The organism is Pseudomonas sp. PDM15, from assembly GCF_014851565.1.
GTDB lineage: Bacteria > Pseudomonadota > Gammaproteobacteria > Pseudomonadales > Pseudomonadaceae > Aquipseudomonas.
Genome location: NZ_JACVAA010000004.1, coordinates 342,642 through 361,324 on the forward strand (window position 1 = coordinate 342,642; position 18,683 = coordinate 361,324).

An 18,683-nucleotide genomic window follows, 5' to 3' on the forward strand; every position below is an offset into this window, starting at 1 on the left:
GCGTTCCTTAACCGAGGAAGAGCTTGTAGGCCGGGTTGTCGGTCTCGTCCCAGTAGGGATAGCCGATGGCGTCGAAGGCTGCCGGAATCTGCTCGCGCTCCTCCGCCGGCACCTGCAGGGCGGCCAGCACGCGGCCGTCGGCGGCGCCGTGGTTGCGGTAATGGAACATGGTGATGTTCCAGCGCCCGCCCAGGCGGTTGAGGAAGTTGAACAGCGCGCCCGGCCGCTCGGGGAACTCGAAGCGGAACACCACCTCGTCCGCCACGGCTGCCGCGTGGCCGCCCACGGTGTGGCGGATGTGCAGCTTGGCCAGCTCGTTGTCGGTCAGGTCCAGTACCGGGAAGCCCTGCTCGCGCAGGTTCTCCACCAGCGCCTGACGTGGGTCGTTCTCCGGGTGAGTCTGCACGCCAACGAAGATGTGCGCCTCGCGGTCGGTGTGATAGCGGTAGTTGAACTCGGTGATCTGGCGCTTGCCGATCGCCTCGCAGAAGGCCTTGAAGCTGCCTGGCCGCTCGGGGATGGTCACGGCGATGATCGCTTCGCGCTTCTCGCCCAGCTCGGAACGCTCTGCGACGTGGCGCAGGCGGTCGAAGTTGATGTTGGCGCCCGAGTCGATGCCCACCAGCACCTTGTCGCGCAGGCCTTCACGCTCCACGTACTTCTTGATCCCGGCCACGGCCAGGGCGCCGGCCGGCTCGGTGATCGAGCGGGTGTCGTCGTAGATGTCCTTGATAGCCGCGCAGATCTCGTCGGTGCTGACGGTGATCACCTCATCGACATACTGCTTGCACACGTCGAAGCAGTGCGCGCCGATCTGCGCCACGGCCACGCCGTCGGCGAACAGGCCAACGCTCGGTAGCACCACGCGCTCGCCGGCTGCCATGGCGGCCTGCAGGCAGTTGGAGTCGTCGGGCTCGACGCCGATGATCTTGATCTCCGGGCGTAGGTATTTGACGTAGGCTGCGATGCCGGCGATCAAGCCGCCGCCGCCGACCGGCACGAAGATGGCGTCCAGCTGGCCCGGCTGCTGGCGCAGGATTTCCATGGCCACGGTGCCTTGCCCGGCAATCACCAGCGGGTCGTCATAGGGATGGATGTAGGTGTAACCCTTCTCTTCCACCAGCTTGAGCGAATGCGCCAGGGCCTCGGGGAAGGCGTCGCCGTGCAGCACCACCTTGCCGCCGCGCGAGCGCACGCCCTGCACCTTGAGCTCCGGAGTGGTGCGCGGCATCACGATGGTCGCCTTCACGCCCATGTGCTTGGCCGCCAGGGCCAGACCCTGGGCATGGTTGCCAGCGGAAGCAGTGACCACACCGCGCTCCAGCTCCTCGGCGGTCAGTTGGGCCAGCTTGTTATAGGCGCCGCGAATCTTGAATGAGTACACCGGCTGCAGATCCTCGCGCTTGAGCAGAATCTGGTTACCCAGCCGCTCGGTGAGCTGGCGGGCGGGTTGCAGCGGGGTTTCCACCGCGACGTCGTAGACGCGCGAGGTGAGGATCTTCTTGACGTACTGTTCGAGCATCACGGGCTTCACTGGCGGGCTTTTCAAGGATTCTGGAGTCTACCCCAGCGCTTTGACCGACGGCCACCGACAGTCCGCGGCAAAAGCCGCATATCAGTAGGGCTGTGGCGATAAAACGCAGCCGATTGCGCCGGGCAGGAGGCTATAATTCGGCCCTTCCCGTATTCCCCAGGCGCAGAACTCCGCGATGACCCAGGATCAGCTCAAGCAGGCGGTGGCCAAGGCCGCCGTCGACCATATCCTTCCCTTCCTCGACAGCAAGAGCGTGATCGGCGTCGGCACCGGCTCCACCGCCAACTGCTTCATCGACGCCCTGGCCCAGCACAAGATGGCCTTCGACGGCGCCGTGGCCAGCTCCGAAGCCACCGCCGCGCGCCTCAAGGGGCACGGCATCCCGGTGTACGACCTGAACGCGGTGGACGGCCTGGAGTTCTACATCGACGGCGCCGACGAGAGCGACGAGCACCTCAACCTGATCAAGGGCGGCGGCGCCGCGCTGACCCGCGAAAAGATCGTCGCGGCCGTGGCCAAGACCTTCATCTGCATCGCCGACGGCAGCAAGCTGGTGCCGGTGCTAGGCGCCTTCCCGCTGCCGGTGGAAGTTATCCCCATGGCCCGCAGCCACGTGGCGCGCCAGCTGGTGAGGCTGGGCGGAGACCCGGTGTACCGCGAGGGCGTGGTCACCGACAACGGCAACATCATCCTCGACGTGCACAACATGTCGATCACTGACCCGGTGAAGCTGGAAGCCGATATCAACGCCATCGTCGGCGTGGTCACCAACGGCCTGTTCGCCGCTCGCCCGGCCGATCTGCTGCTGCTCGGCACTCCTGAAGGCGTAAAGACCCTCAAGGCCTAAGCCTGTAGCCCGGACTTCAGTCCGGGGCGCCTGCCGTGTCAGTCCCGGACTGAAGTCCGGGCTACGGCCCGAGCGTAGGGCGGGCGAACCTCGCGTGGCTCATTTGTGCGGATGACAGCCGTACTGCGAAGAAAACCCGGCAATGGCCGGGTTTTTTCTTTCGGGCAAAGCGACTCGGCGCCGCTACTCTGTCGCCTGCTTCTCGAACACATAGAACAGGTTGGGCTCGCTGACCACGTACAGCCGGCCCCGGTCGTCCGTGGCCACGCCCTCGGCTTGCGGCACGCTCTTCTCCAGGCCGTGCTGGCCGCCGATCAGCGACAGTGTGCTGATCGGTCGGCCGTCGGAGTTGATCTCGATCACCAGGTGCGACTCGTCCGACAGCGCCAGCAGGTGTCCGGTGTGGGCGTCGTAGTCGAGGCTGGAAAGATCGCGCACGAACAGACGGGCGTCGCGTTCCGGGTCGTCCACCACGTGCACGGCGAAGGGTTTGTCCGGGTTGGTATGGGGGAAGCCGTGGATCTCGTAGATGCTCACCGGATCGCGCTCCTTGGCGGCGAACAGGCGGTGGTTGGCGGCGTCGTAGGCCAGGCCCTCGAAGCCCTTGTTGCCGTTGAGGCCGATGCCTAGTGACAGCTGCTCGGAGTCGGCGGCATCGACGAAGTCGGTGTCGTCGCCCAGATGCACGCGGAACAGGCGCTGCTGGCGCTCATCGGTGATCACGTAGAGGTCGCGGCTGATGTACTCGATGGCTTCCGGGTCGCCGAAGCCGACCAGGGGCACGCGGCGCACTATCTCGCCGTCCAGCGACAGCTCGATGATCTCGGCGTTCTTGTTGGTCACGGTAAACAGGCTGCGACGGTCCGGATCGAAGGTCAGGGCCGAGACATCAGCGCTCAGGCCCTGGATCGGCTTGGCCTGCACGGTCACTCGATAGTCCGGCAGCCAGATCGACTTGTCCCGCCACTCGGCTGCATGGCGCCATTCTTGCACCACGAACCAGCCACGTTCGAGCAGGCGCCATTGCTGGGCAACCACCAGCAGGGCCACGAGAACGAGCAATGCCAGGGTGGGCAACAGAACGCGAGCTTGAGTCAGGCGGCGCATGGAAGAGGTTCCGAGTCAGAGGTGCTGCATCAAAACAGGTGCAGCTGAATTGAAGCTTAAGAAGCCTTAAGCGAAACGCCAGACGCAGTTACCGAATACCACCCCAGCGGAACGGCAGTCATGTCAGTGTTACCGGAAGAACGCATCTTGACCACCCTGCACACGGTCGCCCTGGCCGTGCAAAGTCTGCAGCGCATGGGGGTCGATGCCGAGCGGGTACTGGAAGGCAGCGACATCCCGGTCGCCGACCTGGCCAGCCCGACGCGCCTGGTCAGCCACGCCCAGGAACTGCGCGTGCTGGCCAACGCCCTGGCGGCCAGCGCCGACCCCGCCCTCGGCCTGCTGCTGGGCAAGCGCATGCATGTGTCGGCGTACGGCATGCTCGGCTACACCCTGCTGGCCAGCCGCAATCTCGGCGAGGCCCTGTGCCTGGCCATCGCGCATCCCGCGTTGCTCGGCACCTATTTCCGCCTGGAGCTGCAGGCGGTCGGCGACGAGGTCCGCCTGAGCGCCAGCGGCTATCGCTACGACCCGGCGCTGAGCCTGTTCAACACCGAGCTGTGCCTGACCTCGATGCTTACCGTGGTGCAGGACCTGCTCGGCGAGTCGGTGCGCCCGCGCCGCCTGTTGCTGGCCTACCGCGCGCCAGCGCATGCCGCCAGCTACAGCGAGAAGCTCGGCTGCCCGGTGGAGTTCGATGCCGGCTGCAACGCCCTGTGCTTCAACCCGATATTGCTGGAGCGAGCGCTGCCGCTGGCCGACCCGGTCAGCCACCAGCACGGCCTGCAGCAGTGCATGCAGCTGGAGGCGCAGCTGTACAACCGTCATGACCTGCGCGACCTGATCCGCCAGCAGCTGTCCGGCGACCTGACCGAATGCTCCACTTTGGAACGTGTCGCCACACGCCTGCACCGTTCCGAGCGCACCGTGCGCCGCCATCTGCAGCAGCTCAACACCAGCTTCCAGCACCTGCTCGACGAAGTGCGCTACGACGAGGCGCGTCAGCTGCTGCTGCACACCGATCTGCCGATCTACCTGATCGCCGAGCAGCTCGGCTACAGCGAGACGGCCAGCTTCCGCCACGCCTTCCAGCGCTGGAGTGGCCTGGCGCCGAGCGAACTGCGCCGCTGATTGACCGGGGACAAGAAGCAGCCGCCGCCGCGGTTCTAGACTGCCGCGCATTCACCTGCGCGGAGCCCATTGCATGATCCACGATGTCGCCATCATCGGCGCCGGCCCGGCCGGTCTGTGCCTGGCCCGCGCCCTGTCAGGGCACGGCCTATCCATCGTCCTGCTCGAGCGTCAGGCCGAGCAGGACCTGGCCGAGCCGGCCTTCGACGGCCGCGAGATCGCCCTGACCCACGCCTCCCAGGCGCTGCTGGAAAAACTCGGCCTGTGGCAGCGGCTGCCTGCCGACGAGGTCGCCGTGCTGCGCGATGCCCAGGTGCTCAATGGTCCCTCGCTGTTCGCTTTGAAGATTCGCGCCGAGCAGGCCGGTGCCGAGCGTCTCGGCCATCTGGTCGCCAACCGGGCGATCCGTCGTGCCGCGTTCGAGGCGCTGAGCGAGTGCGCCGAAGTGCAGCTGCGTTGCGGGGTGAAGGTAGGCGCGATTCGCCATCGTGAGCGCGAGGTAGAGCTGGAGCTGGTCGACGGCGAGGTGCTGCGCACGCGCCTGCTGGTCGCCGCCGACAGCCGCTTCTCCGAGACCCGCCGCCAGCTGGGCATCGGTGCGCGGCTCAAGGACTTCGGCAAGACCATGCTGGTGTGCCGCATGGACCACGATAAGCCGCACCGGCAGACCGCCTGGGAATGGTTCGGCTACGGCCAGACCCTGGCCCTGCTGCCGCTCAATGGCAACCAGTCCTCGGTGGTGCTGACCCTGCCGCCGCGTGAAATCGAACGCCTGCGTGGGCTGGACGAAGAGGTCTTCGCCCGCGAGATGGAACAGCGCTTCGACCGTCGCCTGGGCGCCATGCGGCTAGCCAGCGAGCGCCACGCCTATCCGCTGATAGGCACCTACGCCGAGAGGCTGGTCGGCCCGCGCTGCGTACTGATCGGCGATGCCGCCGTCGGCATGCATCCGGTCACCGCCCACGGCTTCAACTTCGGCCTGGGTAGCGTGCAGCGCCTGGCCGAGGCGGTGCTGGCCGCCCATGCCCGTCACGAAGATATCGCCGCACCGACGGTGCTGGCCCGCTACGAGCGCCAGCACCGCCTGGCGACCTGGCCGCTTTACCAGACCACCAACTTGCTGGTGGATGTGTATACCGACGATCGTTTTCCGGTGAGGCTGCTACGTGGGGCAGGGCTGCGGGTAGCTCAGGGGTTATTGCCGCTGAAGAAGGGGCTTGCGCAGCATCTCACTGGGGGAATTTGAGGTAGCGTCTTATCGCAGCTGCGATTTGGCGACTTTGGCTTCGAAGGCTTGCAGGCGCTGAACCAAGGGATCTGCGTCAATGCTCCCGTTCTCGGTGAAGTCAACCAAGGCCCCTCCTAATGAGGCCAGCTCAGCAGTCAGGCCGGCCTCTGGGCTCCAAGTTTGCCCATGCAGAGTGCCAAGACCTTTCACCCAGGTCGAGAACTGCAGCGTCGTGCCATCTAGGGCGATTGTTGAGCCTTGCGGATACCGGGTCTGCAAGAGTATGCGAGCCCACACCCGTTGAATTGCAATGGCGAACGCCGGGCTTATTTTCCGACGCGACTCCGAGATTTCGACTGCTTTGTCTTTCTTCTCATCATTGTTCTGGGCCATTGAGTACCAGAGGCTTTGCTTGGCTCGCCTGACGATGATGAGGTAATTCTTTTCTTCATCGGGAACCATCCAGTGGCCCCTATGCTTTTGCACCGCTTCCTTGGGGATTTCCTCCTGCACCACTAGGCAGCTCTCAGGAGAAAAGGATGGCCGCGCAATATACGTTGCGATACGCCCTTCTTGGCAAAGGAGCTTGTCTATTAAGGCGTCGTAGTCGCTCGATGGATAGTCGAGAGGAAGTAGGTGGTCTGGTTCCTTCGCATGCTCAGCCGTGTAGAAGCTGCTGGCATAGGCCTGCGAAGTCAGTATGGCGATGAAGATGCAGAGGTATTTCATGAGTACTTCCCTGTGCTCGTGGGTGGTGCGCAGCGTATCCGCTGGTTTAGGCGCTCACAACTTGGCCACATCTATCCCTTTTTGACCGCATCTATCGTTCTGCCGCCCGCGCCGCGCTGCCTAGAATCGATCCAGTACGCCCCTGGAGTCTTCCTGCCTCTTAATCACCAATAAAAACAATTGGTTAGGAGCTAATTGCGGATGAGCTGCGCGATCTCGATCGAAACCCTGAGCATGGAGTTCGGCACGGGGCTGAAGGCCCTGGACGAGGTCTCCCTGGAAATCCGCGATAACGAATTCTTCACCCTGCTGGGGCCGTCCGGCTGCGGCAAGACCACGCTGCTGCGCCTGATCGCCGGTTTCGAGCAACCCAGCGCCGGGGTGATCCGCCTGTACGGCGAGCCGATGCAGGACCTCCCGCCCTTCCGCCGCCCGGTCAACACCGTGTTCCAGAGCTATGCGCTGTTCCCGCACATGACGGTGGCGCAGAACATCGGCTTCGGCCTGGAGATGCAAGGCAAGCCCAAGGCAGAGATCGCCGCCACGGTCGAGCGCATGCTGGCGCTGGTGAAGCTGCCGGACGTCGGCCACCGCCGCGCCGACCAGCTGTCCGGTGGCCAGCAGCAGCGCATCGCCCTGGCCCGCGCCCTGGCCAGCCGGCCCAAGGTGCTGCTGCTCGACGAGTCGCTCTCGGCGCTGGACATGAAGCTGCGCAAGGAGATGCAGATCGAGCTCAAGCGCCTGCAGGCCGAGACCGGCATCACCTTCATCTTCGTCACCCACGACCAGGAAGAAGCGCTGACCATGTCCGACCGCATCGCGGTGATGAGCAAGGGGCGCATCCTGCAGATCGGCACGCCGAGCGAGATCTACGAGAGCCCGGTGAACCGCACCGTGGCCGATTTCATCGGCGAGACCAACTTCCTCGAAGCCCAGGCGGTTGGCGAGCGGCTGCAGCTGGCCGACGGTCAGACGCTGCCCAGCCATTGCCCGAATCAGGGCGCGGTGACCCTGGCTATCCGCCCCGAGCGGGTGGCGCTGAGCGAGTCCGGTAACCTGGCGGGCGAGGTGGAGGAGGTGGTGTATATCGGCACCGACACCCTCTACCTGCTGCGGGTCGCCGGTCAGTCGGGCTTCCGCGTGCGCCAGCAGAATCGCTGCGGGGTTCGCCAGGTGCTGGAGCGCGGCGCCCCGGTGCGCCTGGACGTGCCGGCTGCGGCCATTCGGGTGCTGAGCGAATGAGTACGCCGAGGCAACTGGCCGAGCGCCGCCAGCTGCTGCGCCGCCTCGGCCTGATCGCACCGGGCATGGCGGTGCTGGCGGTGTTCCTGGTCGCGCCGCTGGCGATCATGCTGCTGGTGTCCTTCCTGCAGCCCGGCGAGTACGGCGGGGTGAAGTGGGGCGAGTACTCGGTGGAGGCCTACGTCAGCTTCCTCTACGAGCGCGACTTCGACGACAGCCTGGTGTTCAATACCGACTACCTGGGCATCTTCCAGCGTTCCTTCTGGCTGGCCGTGGCGACCACCGCCGGCTGCCTGCTGATCGGCTTTCCCACCGCGCTGTACCTGGCGCTGCAGAGCGAGAAGAAACGCAACCTGCTGCTGTTCCTGGTGACCGTACCGTTCTGGACCAACCTGCTGGTGCGGGTCTACGCCTGGATGCTGCTGCTGCGCAACGGTGGGCTGGTGGACAGTGCGCTGGGCGTTTTTGGCGTGCCCGAGGGCAGCGTCGGCCTGCTGTACAGCAATGGCGCGGTGATGATCGGCCTGCTCTACAGCTTCCTGCCGTTCATGGTGCTGCCGATCTACACCAGCCTGGAGAAGCTCGACTGGCGCCTGGTGGAGGCGGCCTTCGACCTCGGCGCCAACCGCTGGCAGGCACTGAAAAGAGTGATCCTGCCGCTGGCTCTGCCGGGCATGTTGGCCGGCGCGACGCTGGTGTTCATCCCGGCACTGGGCAACTACATCATTCCCGAGCTGCTCGGGGGCGGTAAGGCGCTGATGATCGGCAATCTGGTGCAGCTGCAGTTCGGCTCCGGGCACAACTGGCCGCTGGGTTCGGCGCTGGCCTTCTCGCTGTTCAGCCTGGTGCTGCTGGCCCTGCTGTTCAACGGCCTGCGCCAGCGTGGCCAGGAGGTGCACGCATGAACCTGCAGGGCCCGCTGTGGCGCTTCACCGGTGTGCGTCCGGCCGCCTGGGCGTTCTTCGCCTTCCTCTACATCCCGATCCTGGTGCTGGTGGCGCTGAGCTTCAACGCCGGGCAGTCGGCTACCCTGTGGCAGGGCTTCAGCTTCAAGTGGTACGGCGTGGTGGCCAATGACCCGGAAATCCTCCGGGCGGCGAAGAACTCGCTGATCGTCGCCGTGTGCGCCACGCTGATCTCCACCTGCCTGGCCACCTTGGCGGCGCTGGGCATGCATGGCCGGCGCTTCCGCGGCCAGGGTGCGCTGCAGGGCGTGCTCGGCCTGCCGCTGCTGGTGCCGGACATCGTCTGCGCCGTGGCGATTCTGATGTTCTTCGCCTTTATCGGCCTGAAGCTGTCGCTGCTGACCATCCTGATCGCCCACGTGGTGTTCTGCACACCGTTCGCCTACCTGCCGATCCGCGCCCGCCTGCAGGGCATGGACCCGCGCTTGCTGGAAGCCGCCGCCGATCTCTACGCCTCGCCCTGGCGGGCGTTCTGGCGGATCAGCTTCCCGCTGCTGCTGCCGGGCATCCTCTCCGGTGCCATGCTCGCCTTCATCATCTCGATGGACGATTTCGTCATCACCTACTTCGTCGCCGGGGCCGGTTCGACCACCCTGCCGGTGTACATCTTCAGCTCCATCCGCATGGGCATATCGCCGAAGATCAACGCGATTTCCTCGATCATGCTCGTGCTTTCCATTCTGTTCGTCACCCTGTCGTACTACCTCGGCCAACGCAAACGCTAGGAGCCAGACCATGATCCGTCGTACCCCGCTCGCGCTATCCGTTGTTCTCGCCCTCGGCCTGTCCGGCGCCGCCCAGGCTGCCGGCAGCCTCAACTTCGCCAACTGGTCGGACTACTACCCGCCGGAGCTGCTGAAGAAGTTCGAGGCCGACACCGGCATCAAGGCCACCCTCGACGCCTACGACTCCAACGAGACCCTGCTGGCCAAGCTCAAGGCCGGTGGCGGCAACTACGACGTGGTGGTGCCGTCAGACAGCTTCATCCAGATCATGGTCCAGGAGGACCTGCTGCAGAAGTTCGACAAGAGCAAGCTGCCGAATCTGGCCAACCTGGCGCCGACCTTCCAGAAGCTCGACTTCGACCCGGGTCATGACTACAGCGTGCCCTACCTGTGGGGCACCACCGGCTACAGCTACGACGCCGCCCAGGTGCCGGGCGGCAAGCTCGACGAGAGCTGGGGGCCGTTCTTCGCCCCGCCGGCCGAGCTGAAGGGCAAGGTGGTGGCGCTCAACTCGATGGACGACCTGTTCCCGCCAGCCGCCTTCTACCTTGGCATCGACCGCTGCACCGAGGACCCGCAGGAGGTGAAGAAGATCATGGAACTGCTGAGCAAGCAGAAGGACATGCTCGCCATGTACAACAGCGACGGCACCATCGAGCGCATGGCGGCCGGCGAGGTGGCCATGCATCAGCAGTGGAACGGCGCCTTCCACCGCGCCAAGGAGCAGCGTGGTTCGCTGGTCTATGTCTATCCGAAGGAGGGCGTGTCCACCTTCATCGACAACTTCGTGATTCCCAAGGGCGCCACCAACGTCGCCGAGGCCCACGTGTTCATCAACTGGATGATGCAGCCGGAGAACATCGCCGCCGCCTCCAACTTCGCCAAGTACAACAACGCCATCGCCGGCGCCGAGAAGTTCATGGACAAGGCGCTGTTCGAGGATCCGGCGATCAACACTCCGCAGGACAAGCTGGAGCGCCTGCGTTCGTTCAAGCTCTGCTCGCCCAAGGCCCTCGCGCTGCGCAGCAAGGTCTGGACGAAACTCAAGAAGTAGGCCCGTGGCTCCCCTCCCATTGGGAGAGGGCTAAGGGGTGAGGGTGCTTCGGCCTCACCTGAACCATTTCCCGACGGGAAGATTTATCCCCCGCATTTCACGGACCCTAGCGAGTCCGGGGAGCCCCTCATGCTGACGATCTACAGCGACGACCATCACCTGCACCACGGTAAATACGAGCTGATCGACGGCCAGCTCACGCCCTGCTTCGAGAAGCCCAGCCGCGCCGACATGGTCCTGGCGCGCGCGCAGAAGGTGAAGCTGGGTGAGGTGGCGGCGCCGCGCGACTTCGGCCTGGCGCCGATCCTGCGGGTGCACGACGAGGGCTTCGTGCACTTCCTCAAAGACGCCTGGGCCGAATGGCAGGCCCTGGGCCGCGACTACGACATGCTGCCGTTCACCTGGCCCAACCGTCGTCTGCGCCAGACTATCCCGGACTGCATCGACGGCAAGTTTGGCTACTACAGTTTCGACGCCGGCGTGCCGATCACCGCCGGCACATGGCAGGCGGTGAGCAGCTCGGTGAACGTCGCGCTGACCGGCCAGGCCGAGCTGGCCAAGGGCGCGCGCGGGGTGTTCTCATTGTGCCGTCCGCCGGGCCACCACGCCGCGGCCGACTACATGGGTGGCTACTGCTATTTCAACAACGCCGCCATCGCCGCCCAGGCCATGCTCGACCAGGGCGCCAGCCGGGTGGCGATCCTCGACGTCGACTACCACCACGGCAACGGCACCCAGGACATCTTCTACGACCGCGCCGACGTGCTGTTCACCTCGATCCACGGCGACCCGCGCTTCGAGTACCCGTTCTTTCTCGGTTATGCCGACGAGAAAGGCGAGGGTGTCGGCCGCGGTTTCAACTTTAACTACCCGCTGGCCGCCGGCAGCGACTGGTCGGCCTGGAGCCTGGCCCTGGCCGCCGCCTGCCGGCAGATCGCCGCCTATGCGCCGGACGCGCTGGTCGTCTCGCTGGGTGTGGATACCTTCAAGGCAGACCCGATCTCGCAGTTCAAGCTGGACAGCCCGGACTACCTGCGCATGGGCGAAGTCATCGGCGCGCTGGGCCTGCAGACCCTGTTCGTGATGGAAGGTGGCTATGCGGTGGAGGAGATCGGCATCAATGCGATCAACGTGTTGCAGGGCTTCGACAGCGTCACCCGTTGAGGTGACGCGACCGCTTTCCTAGCCTTGAGGCGCGGTGAAGGGCTCATCCTTGCGGAACACGTAGAACAGGTTCGGCTCGCTGACCATGTAGATGGTGCCGTCCTCGTCCATGGCCACGCCCTCGGCGCGCGGGATGCGCCGGTCCAGGCCGCTCTGGCCGCCGATCAGGCTGATGAAGCTGACCGGCTCGCCGCGCTCGTCCAGTTCCAGCAGCAGGTGCGACTGGGCGGACAGGGCGAGGATATGCCCGGTGCGCGGGTCGACGCTCAGTGCCGACAGGTTGCGCATGCCCAGGCCATAGCTCGGCAGCGGCTGCAGTTCCTGGTCGAGCAGGTGCTGGCCGTCGCTACCCAGGCTGAACATGCGCGGCGTGCGCTCCTTGCCGAGCAGCAGGCGCTGCTGGGCGGGATCCCAGGCGACGCCCTCGAAGCCCTTGTTGCCGGCATCGGGGAAGCCCAGGTCGAAGGGCTTGGCGTCGGCCAGGTCGAGCTCGCGGGTATGTGGCGTCAGCTCGAAGATCGACAGGTTGCGCCGGCGCTCGTCGGCCACGGCGATATTGCCGTTCTCCAGCACCGCCACGCCCTCCGGATTGGAGAAGCCCTTGAGCACGATGCGCCGCAGCACTTCGCCGCTGCGGCTCAGCTCCACCAGCATCGGTAGCTTGCCGGTGACGGTGAACAGGGTGCCGGTGATCGGGTTGTAGGTCAGGTCGGAGGTCTCGTCTTCCTCCAGGCCGGCCAGCGGCTTGCCTTCGACGCTGGCCTTGTAGCCCGGCAGCCAGATGCTGGCGGCGCGCTCGGCGGCCGGCACACTCTGCTCCTTGAACCACAGCAGGGCGCGGTCATCCCAGTGCAGGTAACGGGTCAGGGCGGCGGTGCAGGCTAGGGTGACGACCAGCGCCAGGGTCAGGCGGCGCTGGCGGGGTAGGGAGAGGCTGAGGGGCATCGAATGCTGCTCGGGGAGTCGAGCCTCTCAGACTACTCGGAGCCGGTGAAAGTTCTGTGAAGGGCGGCGGAAAGGCTCCCGCTGCGACCTCCCTCAGAGGACGCGGGTGGCGAAGCGCGACAGGCCGACCAGCTCGATCTCCAGGCTCTCGCCGCTGCTCAGCGGACCGACGCCGGCCGGGGTGCCGGTGGACACCACATCGCCTGGCTGCAGGCTGAAGTGAGCGGCGATGTGCTGGATCAGGCCGATGATCGGGTTGAGCATGTCGCGGCTGTTGCCGTCCTGGCGAACCTGGCCGTCGATGCTCAGGCGGATGCCGATATCACACACGTCTTCCACCGCGTCGGCGACCACGAAGGGGGCCAGCACGTACGCGCCGTCGAAGGACTTGGACAGCTCCCAGGGCAGGCCCTTTTCCTTGAGCTTGGCCTGCACGTCGCGCAGGGTCAGGTCCAGGGCCGGGGCGAAGCCGGAGATGGCGTCACGCACTTCTTCCTCGGACGGCTTCTTCGACAGCGGCTTGCCGATCAGTACGGCGATTTCCGCCTCGAAGTGCACGGCGCCGCGGTCGGCCGGAATGGCGAAGCTGTCGTTCAGCGGCACGGTGCAGCTGCCCGGCTTGATGAACAGCAGCGGCTCGGTCGGGATCGGGTTGTTCAGCTCGGCGGCATGTTCGGCATAGTTGCGCCCGACGCAGACCACTTTGCCCAGCGGGAAGTGGATCGGCGTGCCGTCGGTATACTGGTGCTGGTAGCTCATTGCTGCTTCTCCAATTGCGGGGCGCAGTTTAAAGCGTCGCGAGCGAAGACCAGGCTAGGCGGCGTAGTCGGGAAAAAGCGCAGTGGCTGTAGCCAATGAGCTTTTTTCTCGGCTGCGCCAACAACGCCTGGTCGAGCGCAGCAGCTTTAAACCGGGAAAATCTTGCCGGGGTTCATGATGCCGTTCGGATCGAACACCTGCTTGATCGCCTTCATGTAGCCGATCTCGGCTTCCGAGCGGCTGTAGTGCAGGTAGTCGCGCTTGGTCATGCCCACGCCGTGCTCGGCGCTGATCGAGCCGTTGTACTTCCGCACGGTCTCGAACACCCACTTGTTGACGATGGCGCACTTGGCGAAGAAGTCGTCCTTGGACAGGTTCTCCGGCTTGAGGATGTTCAGGTGCAGGTTGCCGTCGCCGATATGGCCGAACCAGATCACCTCGAAGTCCGGGTAGTTCTCGCCGACGATGCGGTCGATGTCGTGCAGGAAGGCCGGCACCTGGCCGACGGTGACCGAGATGTCGTTCTTGTACGGGGTCCAGTGGCTGATGGTCTCGGAGATGTACTCGCGCAGTTTCCACAGGTTCTGCAGCTGCTGCTCGCTCTGGCTCATCACGCCGTCGACCACCCAGCCCTGCTCGACGCAGTGCTCGAAGGTGGCCAGGGCCTGCTCGGCGACTTCCTCGGTGGTGGCCTCGAACTCCAGCAGGGCATAGAACGGGCAGTCGGTCTCGAAGGCTGGCGGCACGTCGCCGCGGGCCATGATCTTGGCCAGGGCCTTATCCGAGAAGAACTCGAAGGCAGTCAGGTCCAGCTTGTTCTGGAAGGCGTGCAGCACCGGCATGATCGAGTCGAAGTCCGGGGTACCGAGGACCATGGCGGTGAGGTTCTTCGGCGCGCGCTCCAGGCGCATGGTGGCTTCCACGACGAAGCCCAGGGTGCCCTCGGCGCCGATGAACAGCTGGCGCATGTCGTAGCCGGTGGCGTTCTTGATCAGGTCGCGATTCAGCTCCAGCAGCTCGCCGGTACCGGTGACGACCTTGAGGCCGGCCACCCAGTTGCGGGTCATGCCGTAGCGGATCACCTTGATGCCGCCGGCGTTGGTGCCGATGTTGCCGCCCAGCTGGCTGGAGCCGGCGGAGGCGAAGTCCACCGGGTAGTACAGGCCCTTGTCCTCGGCGTACATCTGCAGCTGCTTGGTCACCACGCCCGGCTGGCACACCACGGTGCGGTCGAATTCGTTGAATTCGAGAATCTGGTTCATGTAGTCGAAGGCCACCACCACTTCGCCATTGGCGGCGACGGCGGCGGCGGACAGGCCAGTACGGCCGCCGGACGGCACCAGGGCGATCTTGTGCTGGTTGGCCCAGCGCACGATGGCCTGCACCTGCTCGGTGGTCTTGGGGAAGACGATAGCGGTCGGTGCGGGGGCGAAATGCTTGGTCCAATCCTTGCCGTAGGCGTTGAGGGAATCGGCGTCGGTCAGCACCTTGCCGGGTTCCACCAGGGTCTTCAGCTCATCGATCAGGGCAGAATTGGTCATCTGGGAACTCTCAAACGATTCATGGTCACCCTGAGAACGCTTCATCGGTCAGGGGTGGCGGTTTCGCGGGGCTCGTATGCTAGCATACGCCCCCCGCCAATCGTGCCCCCGAGCCGATCCGCGGGGCCGGCCGGCAGCGTTTTCGGCCGTTTTCCTGACACCTTTTTGTGGGACAACAGGTACTCCGATGAGCAAGACCTCTCTCGACAAGAGCAAGATCAAGTTCCTTCTGCTGGAAGGCGTGCACCAGAATGCCGTCGACACCCTGAAGGCCGCTGGTTACACCAACATCGAGTACCTCAAGGGCGCCCTGTCCGACGACGAGCTGAAGAGCAAGATCGCCGACGCCCACTTCATCGGCATCCGCTCGCGTACCCAGCTGACCGAGGAAGTCTTCGACTGCGCCAAGAAGCTGGTTGCCGTCGGATGCTTCTGCATCGGCACTAACCAGGTCGACCTGGACGCTGCCCGCGAGCGCGGTATCGCCGTGTTCAATGCCCCCTATTCCAACACCCGCTCGGTCGCCGAGCTGGTACTGGCCCAGGCCATCCTGCTGCTGCGCGGAATTCCGGAAAAGAACGCCTCCTGCCACCGCGGTGGCTGGATCAAGTCGGCGGCCAACTCCTTCGAGATCCGCGGCAAGAAGCTCGGCATCGTCGGCTACGGCTCCATCGGCACCCAGCTCTCGGTCCTGGCCGAGGCCCTGGGCATGCAGGTGTTCTTCTACGACACCGTGACCAAGCTGCCGCTGGGCAACGCCACTCAGGTGGCCAAGCTGCACGACCTGCTGGGCATGGCCGACATCGTCTCCCTGCATGTGCCCGAGCTGCCGTCCACCCAGTGGATGATCGGCGAGAAGGAAATCCGCGCCATGAAGAAGGGCGGCATCCTGATCAACGCCGCCCGTGGCACCGTGGTCGAGCTGGAGCACCTGGCCGCCGCGATCAAGGATGAACACCTGATCGGCGCCGCCATCGACGTGTTCCCGGTCGAGCCGAAGTCCAACGACGAAGAGTTCGAAAGCCCGCTGCGTGGCCTGGATCGTGTGATCCTGACCCCGCATATCGGTGGTTCGACTGCAGAGGCGCAGGCCAATATCGGCCTGGAAGTGGCTGAGAAGCTGGTCAAGTACAGCGACAACGGTACCTCGGTGTCCTCCGTGAACTTCCCGGAAGTCGCCCTGCCGGCCCACCCGGGCAAGCACCGCCTGCTGCACATCCACCAGAACGTGCCGGGCGTGATGAGCGAGATCAACAAGGTGTTCGCCGACAACGGCATCAACATCTCCGGTCAGTTCCTGCAGACCAACGACAAGGTCGGCTACGTGGTGATCGACGTCGACGCCGAGTACTCCGATCTGGCCCTCGAGAAGCTGCAGCACGTCACCGGTACCATCCGCAGCCGCGTCCTGTTCTAAGAACGCCGCGCTGCAACGAAAAAGGGAGGCCTAGGCCTCCCTTTTTCATGTCCGGCGTTTCAGCGCACGCTGAGGGTGAAGCCGATCCGCGTCAGCCACTCGGCTTCCTGCTCGAAGTCGGCCTGGGTCAGCGGGTTGGCTGCCAGCCAACCGTCGGGGAAGGTCAGGTCCAAGCTCTGCGGGCCGGCCTTGAGCTGCACCTTGGGCATTTCCTGGGTGCCGCGGATGTGGTGGAACAGGATGGCGAAGCGCAGCAGCACGCACAGGCGCTGCAGCTGCACGCCGTCCTCGCCGAACTCGGCGAATCTGTCCTTGGGGATGTTGCGGCGATGGCCGCGCACCAGCAGGGCCAGCATCAGCTGGTCGCGACGGGAGAAACCGGCCAGGTCGGAGTGCTCGATCAGGTAGGCGCCGTGCTTGTGGTACTGATAGTGGGCGATATCCAGGCCGATCTCGTGAACCCGCGCCCCCCATTGCAGCAGGTCGCTGTGCCAGTCCTCGTCCAGCTGCCAGGCCTCGGTCACCTTCTCCAGGGCCTGCAGGGCCTTGGCCTCGACCCGCGCGGCCTGCTGCAGGTCGACGTGGTAGCGCTCCATCAGCGCGCCCAGAGTGCGTTCGCGCACGTCCTCGTGGTGGTGGCGGCCGAGCAGGTCGTAGAGCACGCCTTCGCGCAGGGCGCCTTCGGAGTGGTCCATGCGCTGCAGGTCGAGGGCGTCGAAGATGGCCTCGGCGATGGCCAGGCCAGCCGGGAAGATCTGCCGGCGGTCGGGCTTGATGCCTTCCAGGTCGAGCTTGTCCGCTTCGCCCAGTTTGAACACCTTGCGCTTGAGCCAGGCCAGGCCCTCGGGATTGATCTCGCCATTGCCCAGGCCGCCGGCCTTGATCGCCAGGCCCACGGCGCGAATGGTGCCGGAGGCGCCCACCGATTCCTGCCAGCCCAGGCGCTGCAGGCCCTGCTCGATGCTCATCAGTTCCAGGCGCGCGGCGGTGTAGGCCTGGGCGTAGCGCGCCGGGGTGATCTTGCCGTCGCGGAAGTAGCGCTGGGTGTAGCTGACGCAGCCCATCTGCAGGCTCTCGCGCAGCAGCGGCTCGAAGCGCTGGCCGACGATGAATTCAGTGCTGCCGCCGCCGATGTCCACTACCAGGCGCTTGCCGGGGGTGTCGGCGATGCTGTGCGACACGCCGAGGTAGATCAGGCGCGCTTCCTCGCGACCGGAGATGACCTCCACCTGGTGGCCGAGCAGTTCGTCGGCGCGGCGGATGAACTCGGCGCGGTTGCGCGCCTCGCGCAGGGCGTTGGTGCCGACGATGCGCACGGCGCCCTGGGGCAGGCCCTGGATCAGCTGGCCGAAGCGGCGCAGGCAATCCAGACCGCGCTGCATGGCTTCCTCGCTGAGCACGCGCCCGTCGTCCAGGCCGGCGGCCAGCTGCACTTTTTCACCGAGCCGCTCGAGGATGCGGATCTCGCCGTGGTCGGCCTTGGCCAGCACCATGTGGAAGCTGTTGGAGCCGAGGTCGATGGCGGCGATCAGAGGAAACTGCTTGGCGGTGTTGGGCATGAAGAATTATCCCTTAGCAAAACGTTGGCGCCGGTCCTGATCGAGCGGGCACCGCATGGCAGCATGTTAACCGCCCGTGGCCGGGTTGCCGTAGTCTTTCATCAGCAGTATGAAATCCATTGATAGTCAAGCTCAATGGACAGCGGCTTTCGGCAGGGGCGGATGCGGGCTATCATGGCGCCACTTTTCTGCTTCCGATCACGGAGACTCACATGAGCGATTTCATCACCAACGTCAGCGACACCAGCTTCGAAGACGACGTGATCAAGGCCGAAGGTCCGGTCCTGGTCGACTACTGGGCCGAATGGTGCGGCCCGTGCAAGATGATCGCCCCGGTACTGGACGAAATCGCCCAGACCTATGCCGGCAAGCTGAAGGTTTGCAAGCTGAACATCGACGAGAACCAGGAGACCCCGCCGAAGTACGGCGTGCGTGGTATCCCGACCCTGATGCTGTTCAAGAACGGCAACGTCGAGGCCACCAAGGTCGGCGCCCTGTCCAAGTCGCAGCTGGCTGCTTTCCTCGACGCCAACATCTGAGGCGTTTGCCGCTGTAGTAGAAGCCCCGCACATCGCGGGGCTTTTTCTTTGGGCGCAGGCTGGACGTCGCGATAAACGCGGTGTTACATTCGGGCCTGCAACGGGTTCCCCGTTGCCCCCCAAGCCGCCGCCGATGCACTCCTCCCGATAATATCGAGCGATCCAGTCGCCTTCCCACGGCGCGGCCAGCAAAGCCC

Annotated in this window: 17 protein-coding genes; 10 read left to right on the top strand and 7 right to left on the bottom strand. The window is 65.1% G+C overall.

The genetic code is table 11. The features are described 5' to 3' along the window. Window positions 1-7 precede the first annotated feature (7 nt). Window positions 8-1,522, bottom strand: a complete 1,515-nt coding sequence (ilvA, locus tag IB232_RS13020) for a threonine ammonia-lyase, biosynthetic (protein ID WP_192399051.1) — start codon at window positions 1,520-1,522, stop codon at window positions 8-10. 187 nt (window positions 1,523-1,709) lie between these two features. Here ilvA and rpiA point away from each other — a divergent pair, with 187 nt between their 5' ends. Beyond that, window positions 1,710-2,381, top strand: a complete 672-nt coding sequence (gene rpiA / locus IB232_RS13025; protein WP_192399052.1) for a ribose-5-phosphate isomerase RpiA — start codon at window positions 1,710-1,712, stop codon at window positions 2,379-2,381. A 183-nt stretch (window positions 2,382-2,564) separates the two neighbouring features. On the opposite strand, the gene IB232_RS13030 is transcribed toward rpiA, so the two are convergent. After that, entirely contained in the window at window positions 2,565-3,488 is a 924-nt protein-coding gene (locus IB232_RS13030) for an SdiA-regulated domain-containing protein (RefSeq protein ID WP_192399053.1), read from the bottom strand. A gap of 120 nt (window positions 3,489-3,608) precedes the next feature. Here IB232_RS13030 and IB232_RS13035 point away from each other — a divergent pair, with 120 nt between their 5' ends. Together IB232_RS13035 and ubiM are read left to right on the top strand one after the other, a co-directional pair. Further along, the gene (locus IB232_RS13035) at window positions 3,609-4,619 is read left to right on the top strand and encodes an AraC family transcriptional regulator (RefSeq protein WP_192399054.1); all 1,011 of its coding nucleotides are present in this window, start codon (window positions 3,609-3,611) and stop codon (window positions 4,617-4,619) included. A gap of 73 nt (window positions 4,620-4,692) precedes the next feature. Beyond that, window positions 4,693-5,865 (top strand): 5-demethoxyubiquinol-8 5-hydroxylase UbiM, encoded by a 1,173-nt coding sequence (gene ubiM / locus IB232_RS13040; protein WP_192399055.1) that lies wholly within the window; start codon window positions 4,693-4,695, stop codon window positions 5,863-5,865. A 9-nt stretch (window positions 5,866-5,874) separates the two neighbouring features. On the opposite strand, the gene IB232_RS13045 is transcribed toward ubiM, so the two are convergent. Continuing rightward, complete coding sequence (locus IB232_RS13045) at window positions 5,875-6,576, bottom strand: hypothetical protein (RefSeq protein WP_192399056.1); 702 nt, start codon at window positions 6,574-6,576, stop codon at window positions 5,875-5,877. A 201-nt stretch (window positions 6,577-6,777) separates the two neighbouring features. Between IB232_RS13045 and IB232_RS13050 the strand changes: the two genes are divergently transcribed. From IB232_RS13050 to IB232_RS13070, 5 genes are all read left to right on the top strand, one after another. Further along, window positions 6,778-7,818, top strand: a complete 1,041-nt coding sequence (locus tag IB232_RS13050) for an ABC transporter ATP-binding protein (RefSeq protein ID WP_192399057.1) — start codon at window positions 6,778-6,780, stop codon at window positions 7,816-7,818. Next, the gene (locus tag IB232_RS13055; protein WP_192399058.1) at window positions 7,815-8,723 is read left to right on the top strand and encodes an ABC transporter permease; all 909 of its coding nucleotides are present in this window, start codon (window positions 7,815-7,817) and stop codon (window positions 8,721-8,723) included. Before IB232_RS13050 ends, IB232_RS13055 begins: the two co-directional genes overlap by 4 nt. Then, a complete protein-coding gene (locus IB232_RS13060) occupies window positions 8,720-9,508 on the top strand; it encodes an ABC transporter permease (protein WP_192399059.1) in 789 nt (262 codons plus the stop codon). Before IB232_RS13055 ends, IB232_RS13060 begins: the two co-directional genes overlap by 4 nt. Window positions 9,509-9,518: 10 nt before the next feature. After that, window positions 9,519-10,562 (top strand): extracellular solute-binding protein, encoded by a 1,044-nt coding sequence (locus IB232_RS13065; protein WP_192399060.1) that lies wholly within the window; start codon window positions 9,519-9,521, stop codon window positions 10,560-10,562. Window positions 10,563-10,691: 129 nt separating this feature from the next. Next, window positions 10,692-11,726 carry a histone deacetylase family protein gene (locus tag IB232_RS13070; RefSeq protein ID WP_192399061.1) on the top strand — a complete coding sequence of 345 codons (1,035 nt, stop codon included), beginning with the start codon at window positions 10,692-10,694 and terminating at the stop codon, window positions 11,724-11,726. Window positions 11,727-11,744: 18 nt separating this feature from the next. On the opposite strand, the gene IB232_RS13075 is transcribed toward IB232_RS13070, so the two are convergent. The 3 genes from IB232_RS13075 to IB232_RS13085 form a co-directional block, all read right to left on the bottom strand. After that, a complete protein-coding gene (locus tag IB232_RS13075; RefSeq protein ID WP_192399062.1) occupies window positions 11,745-12,671 on the bottom strand; it encodes an SdiA-regulated domain-containing protein in 927 nt (308 codons plus the stop codon). A gap of 93 nt (window positions 12,672-12,764) precedes the next feature. After that, a complete protein-coding gene (locus tag IB232_RS13080) occupies window positions 12,765-13,430 on the bottom strand; it encodes a fumarylacetoacetate hydrolase family protein (RefSeq protein ID WP_192399063.1) in 666 nt (221 codons plus the stop codon). 146 nt (window positions 13,431-13,576) lie between these two features. Then, window positions 13,577-14,971, bottom strand: a complete 1,395-nt coding sequence (locus IB232_RS13085; protein WP_192399064.1) for an FAD-binding oxidoreductase — start codon at window positions 14,969-14,971, stop codon at window positions 13,577-13,579. Between the two features lie 187 nt (window positions 14,972-15,158). Here IB232_RS13085 and serA point away from each other — a divergent pair, with 187 nt between their 5' ends. Continuing rightward, entirely contained in the window at window positions 15,159-16,388 is a 1,230-nt protein-coding gene (gene serA / locus IB232_RS13090) for a phosphoglycerate dehydrogenase (RefSeq protein ID WP_137973701.1), read from the top strand. Between the two features lie 59 nt (window positions 16,389-16,447). Here serA and ppx read toward each other — a convergent pair whose 3' ends face one another. Further along, window positions 16,448-17,947, bottom strand: a complete 1,500-nt coding sequence (gene ppx / locus IB232_RS13095; RefSeq protein ID WP_192399065.1) for an exopolyphosphatase — start codon at window positions 17,945-17,947, stop codon at window positions 16,448-16,450. A 212-nt stretch (window positions 17,948-18,159) separates the two neighbouring features. On the opposite strand from ppx, the gene trxA reads away from it, so the two are divergent. Beyond that, window positions 18,160-18,486 (top strand): thioredoxin TrxA, encoded by a 327-nt coding sequence (gene trxA, locus IB232_RS13100; RefSeq protein ID WP_137973699.1) that lies wholly within the window; start codon window positions 18,160-18,162, stop codon window positions 18,484-18,486. The last annotated feature ends 197 nt before the right edge of the window (window positions 18,487-18,683 follow it).

Bases quoted from the DNA above. Each gene is read 5' to 3' on its own strand.
- IB232_RS13030 (WP_192399053.1), bottom strand. From the start codon at position 3,488: ATGCGCCGCCTGACTCAAGCTCGCGTTCTGTTGCCCACCCTGGCATTG.
- IB232_RS13070 (WP_192399061.1), top strand. From the start codon at position 10,692: ATGCTGACGATCTACAGCGACGACCATCACCTGCACCACGGTAAATAC.
- IB232_RS13055 (WP_192399058.1), top strand. From the start codon at position 7,815: ATGAGTACGCCGAGGCAACTGGCCGAGCGCCGCCAGCTGCTGCGCCGC.
- IB232_RS13075 (WP_192399062.1), bottom strand. From the start codon at position 12,671: ATGCCCCTCAGCCTCTCCCTACCCCGCCAGCGCCGCCTGACCCTGGCG.
- IB232_RS13085 (WP_192399064.1), bottom strand. From the start codon at position 14,971: ATGACCAATTCTGCCCTGATCGATGAGCTGAAGACCCTGGTGGAACCC.
- rpiA (WP_192399052.1), top strand. From the start codon at position 1,710: ATGACCCAGGATCAGCTCAAGCAGGCGGTGGCCAAGGCCGCCGTCGAC.
- ppx (WP_192399065.1), bottom strand. From the start codon at position 17,947: ATGCCCAACACCGCCAAGCAGTTTCCTCTGATCGCCGCCATCGACCTC.
- ilvA (WP_192399051.1), bottom strand. From the start codon at position 1,522: ATGCTCGAACAGTACGTCAAGAAGATCCTCACCTCGCGCGTCTACGAC.
- serA (WP_137973701.1), top strand. From the start codon at position 15,159: ATGAGCAAGACCTCTCTCGACAAGAGCAAGATCAAGTTCCTTCTGCTG.
- IB232_RS13080 (WP_192399063.1), bottom strand. From the start codon at position 13,430: ATGAGCTACCAGCACCAGTATACCGACGGCACGCCGATCCACTTCCCG.
- IB232_RS13035 (WP_192399054.1), top strand. From the start codon at position 3,609: ATGTCAGTGTTACCGGAAGAACGCATCTTGACCACCCTGCACACGGTC.
- trxA (WP_137973699.1), top strand. From the start codon at position 18,160: ATGAGCGATTTCATCACCAACGTCAGCGACACCAGCTTCGAAGACGAC.
- IB232_RS13050 (WP_192399057.1), top strand. From the start codon at position 6,778: ATGAGCTGCGCGATCTCGATCGAAACCCTGAGCATGGAGTTCGGCACG.
- ubiM (WP_192399055.1), top strand. From the start codon at position 4,693: ATGATCCACGATGTCGCCATCATCGGCGCCGGCCCGGCCGGTCTGTGC.
- IB232_RS13045 (WP_192399056.1), bottom strand. From the start codon at position 6,576: ATGAAATACCTCTGCATCTTCATCGCCATACTGACTTCGCAGGCCTAT.
- IB232_RS13060 (WP_192399059.1), top strand. From the start codon at position 8,720: ATGAACCTGCAGGGCCCGCTGTGGCGCTTCACCGGTGTGCGTCCGGCC.
- IB232_RS13065 (WP_192399060.1), top strand. From the start codon at position 9,519: ATGATCCGTCGTACCCCGCTCGCGCTATCCGTTGTTCTCGCCCTCGGC.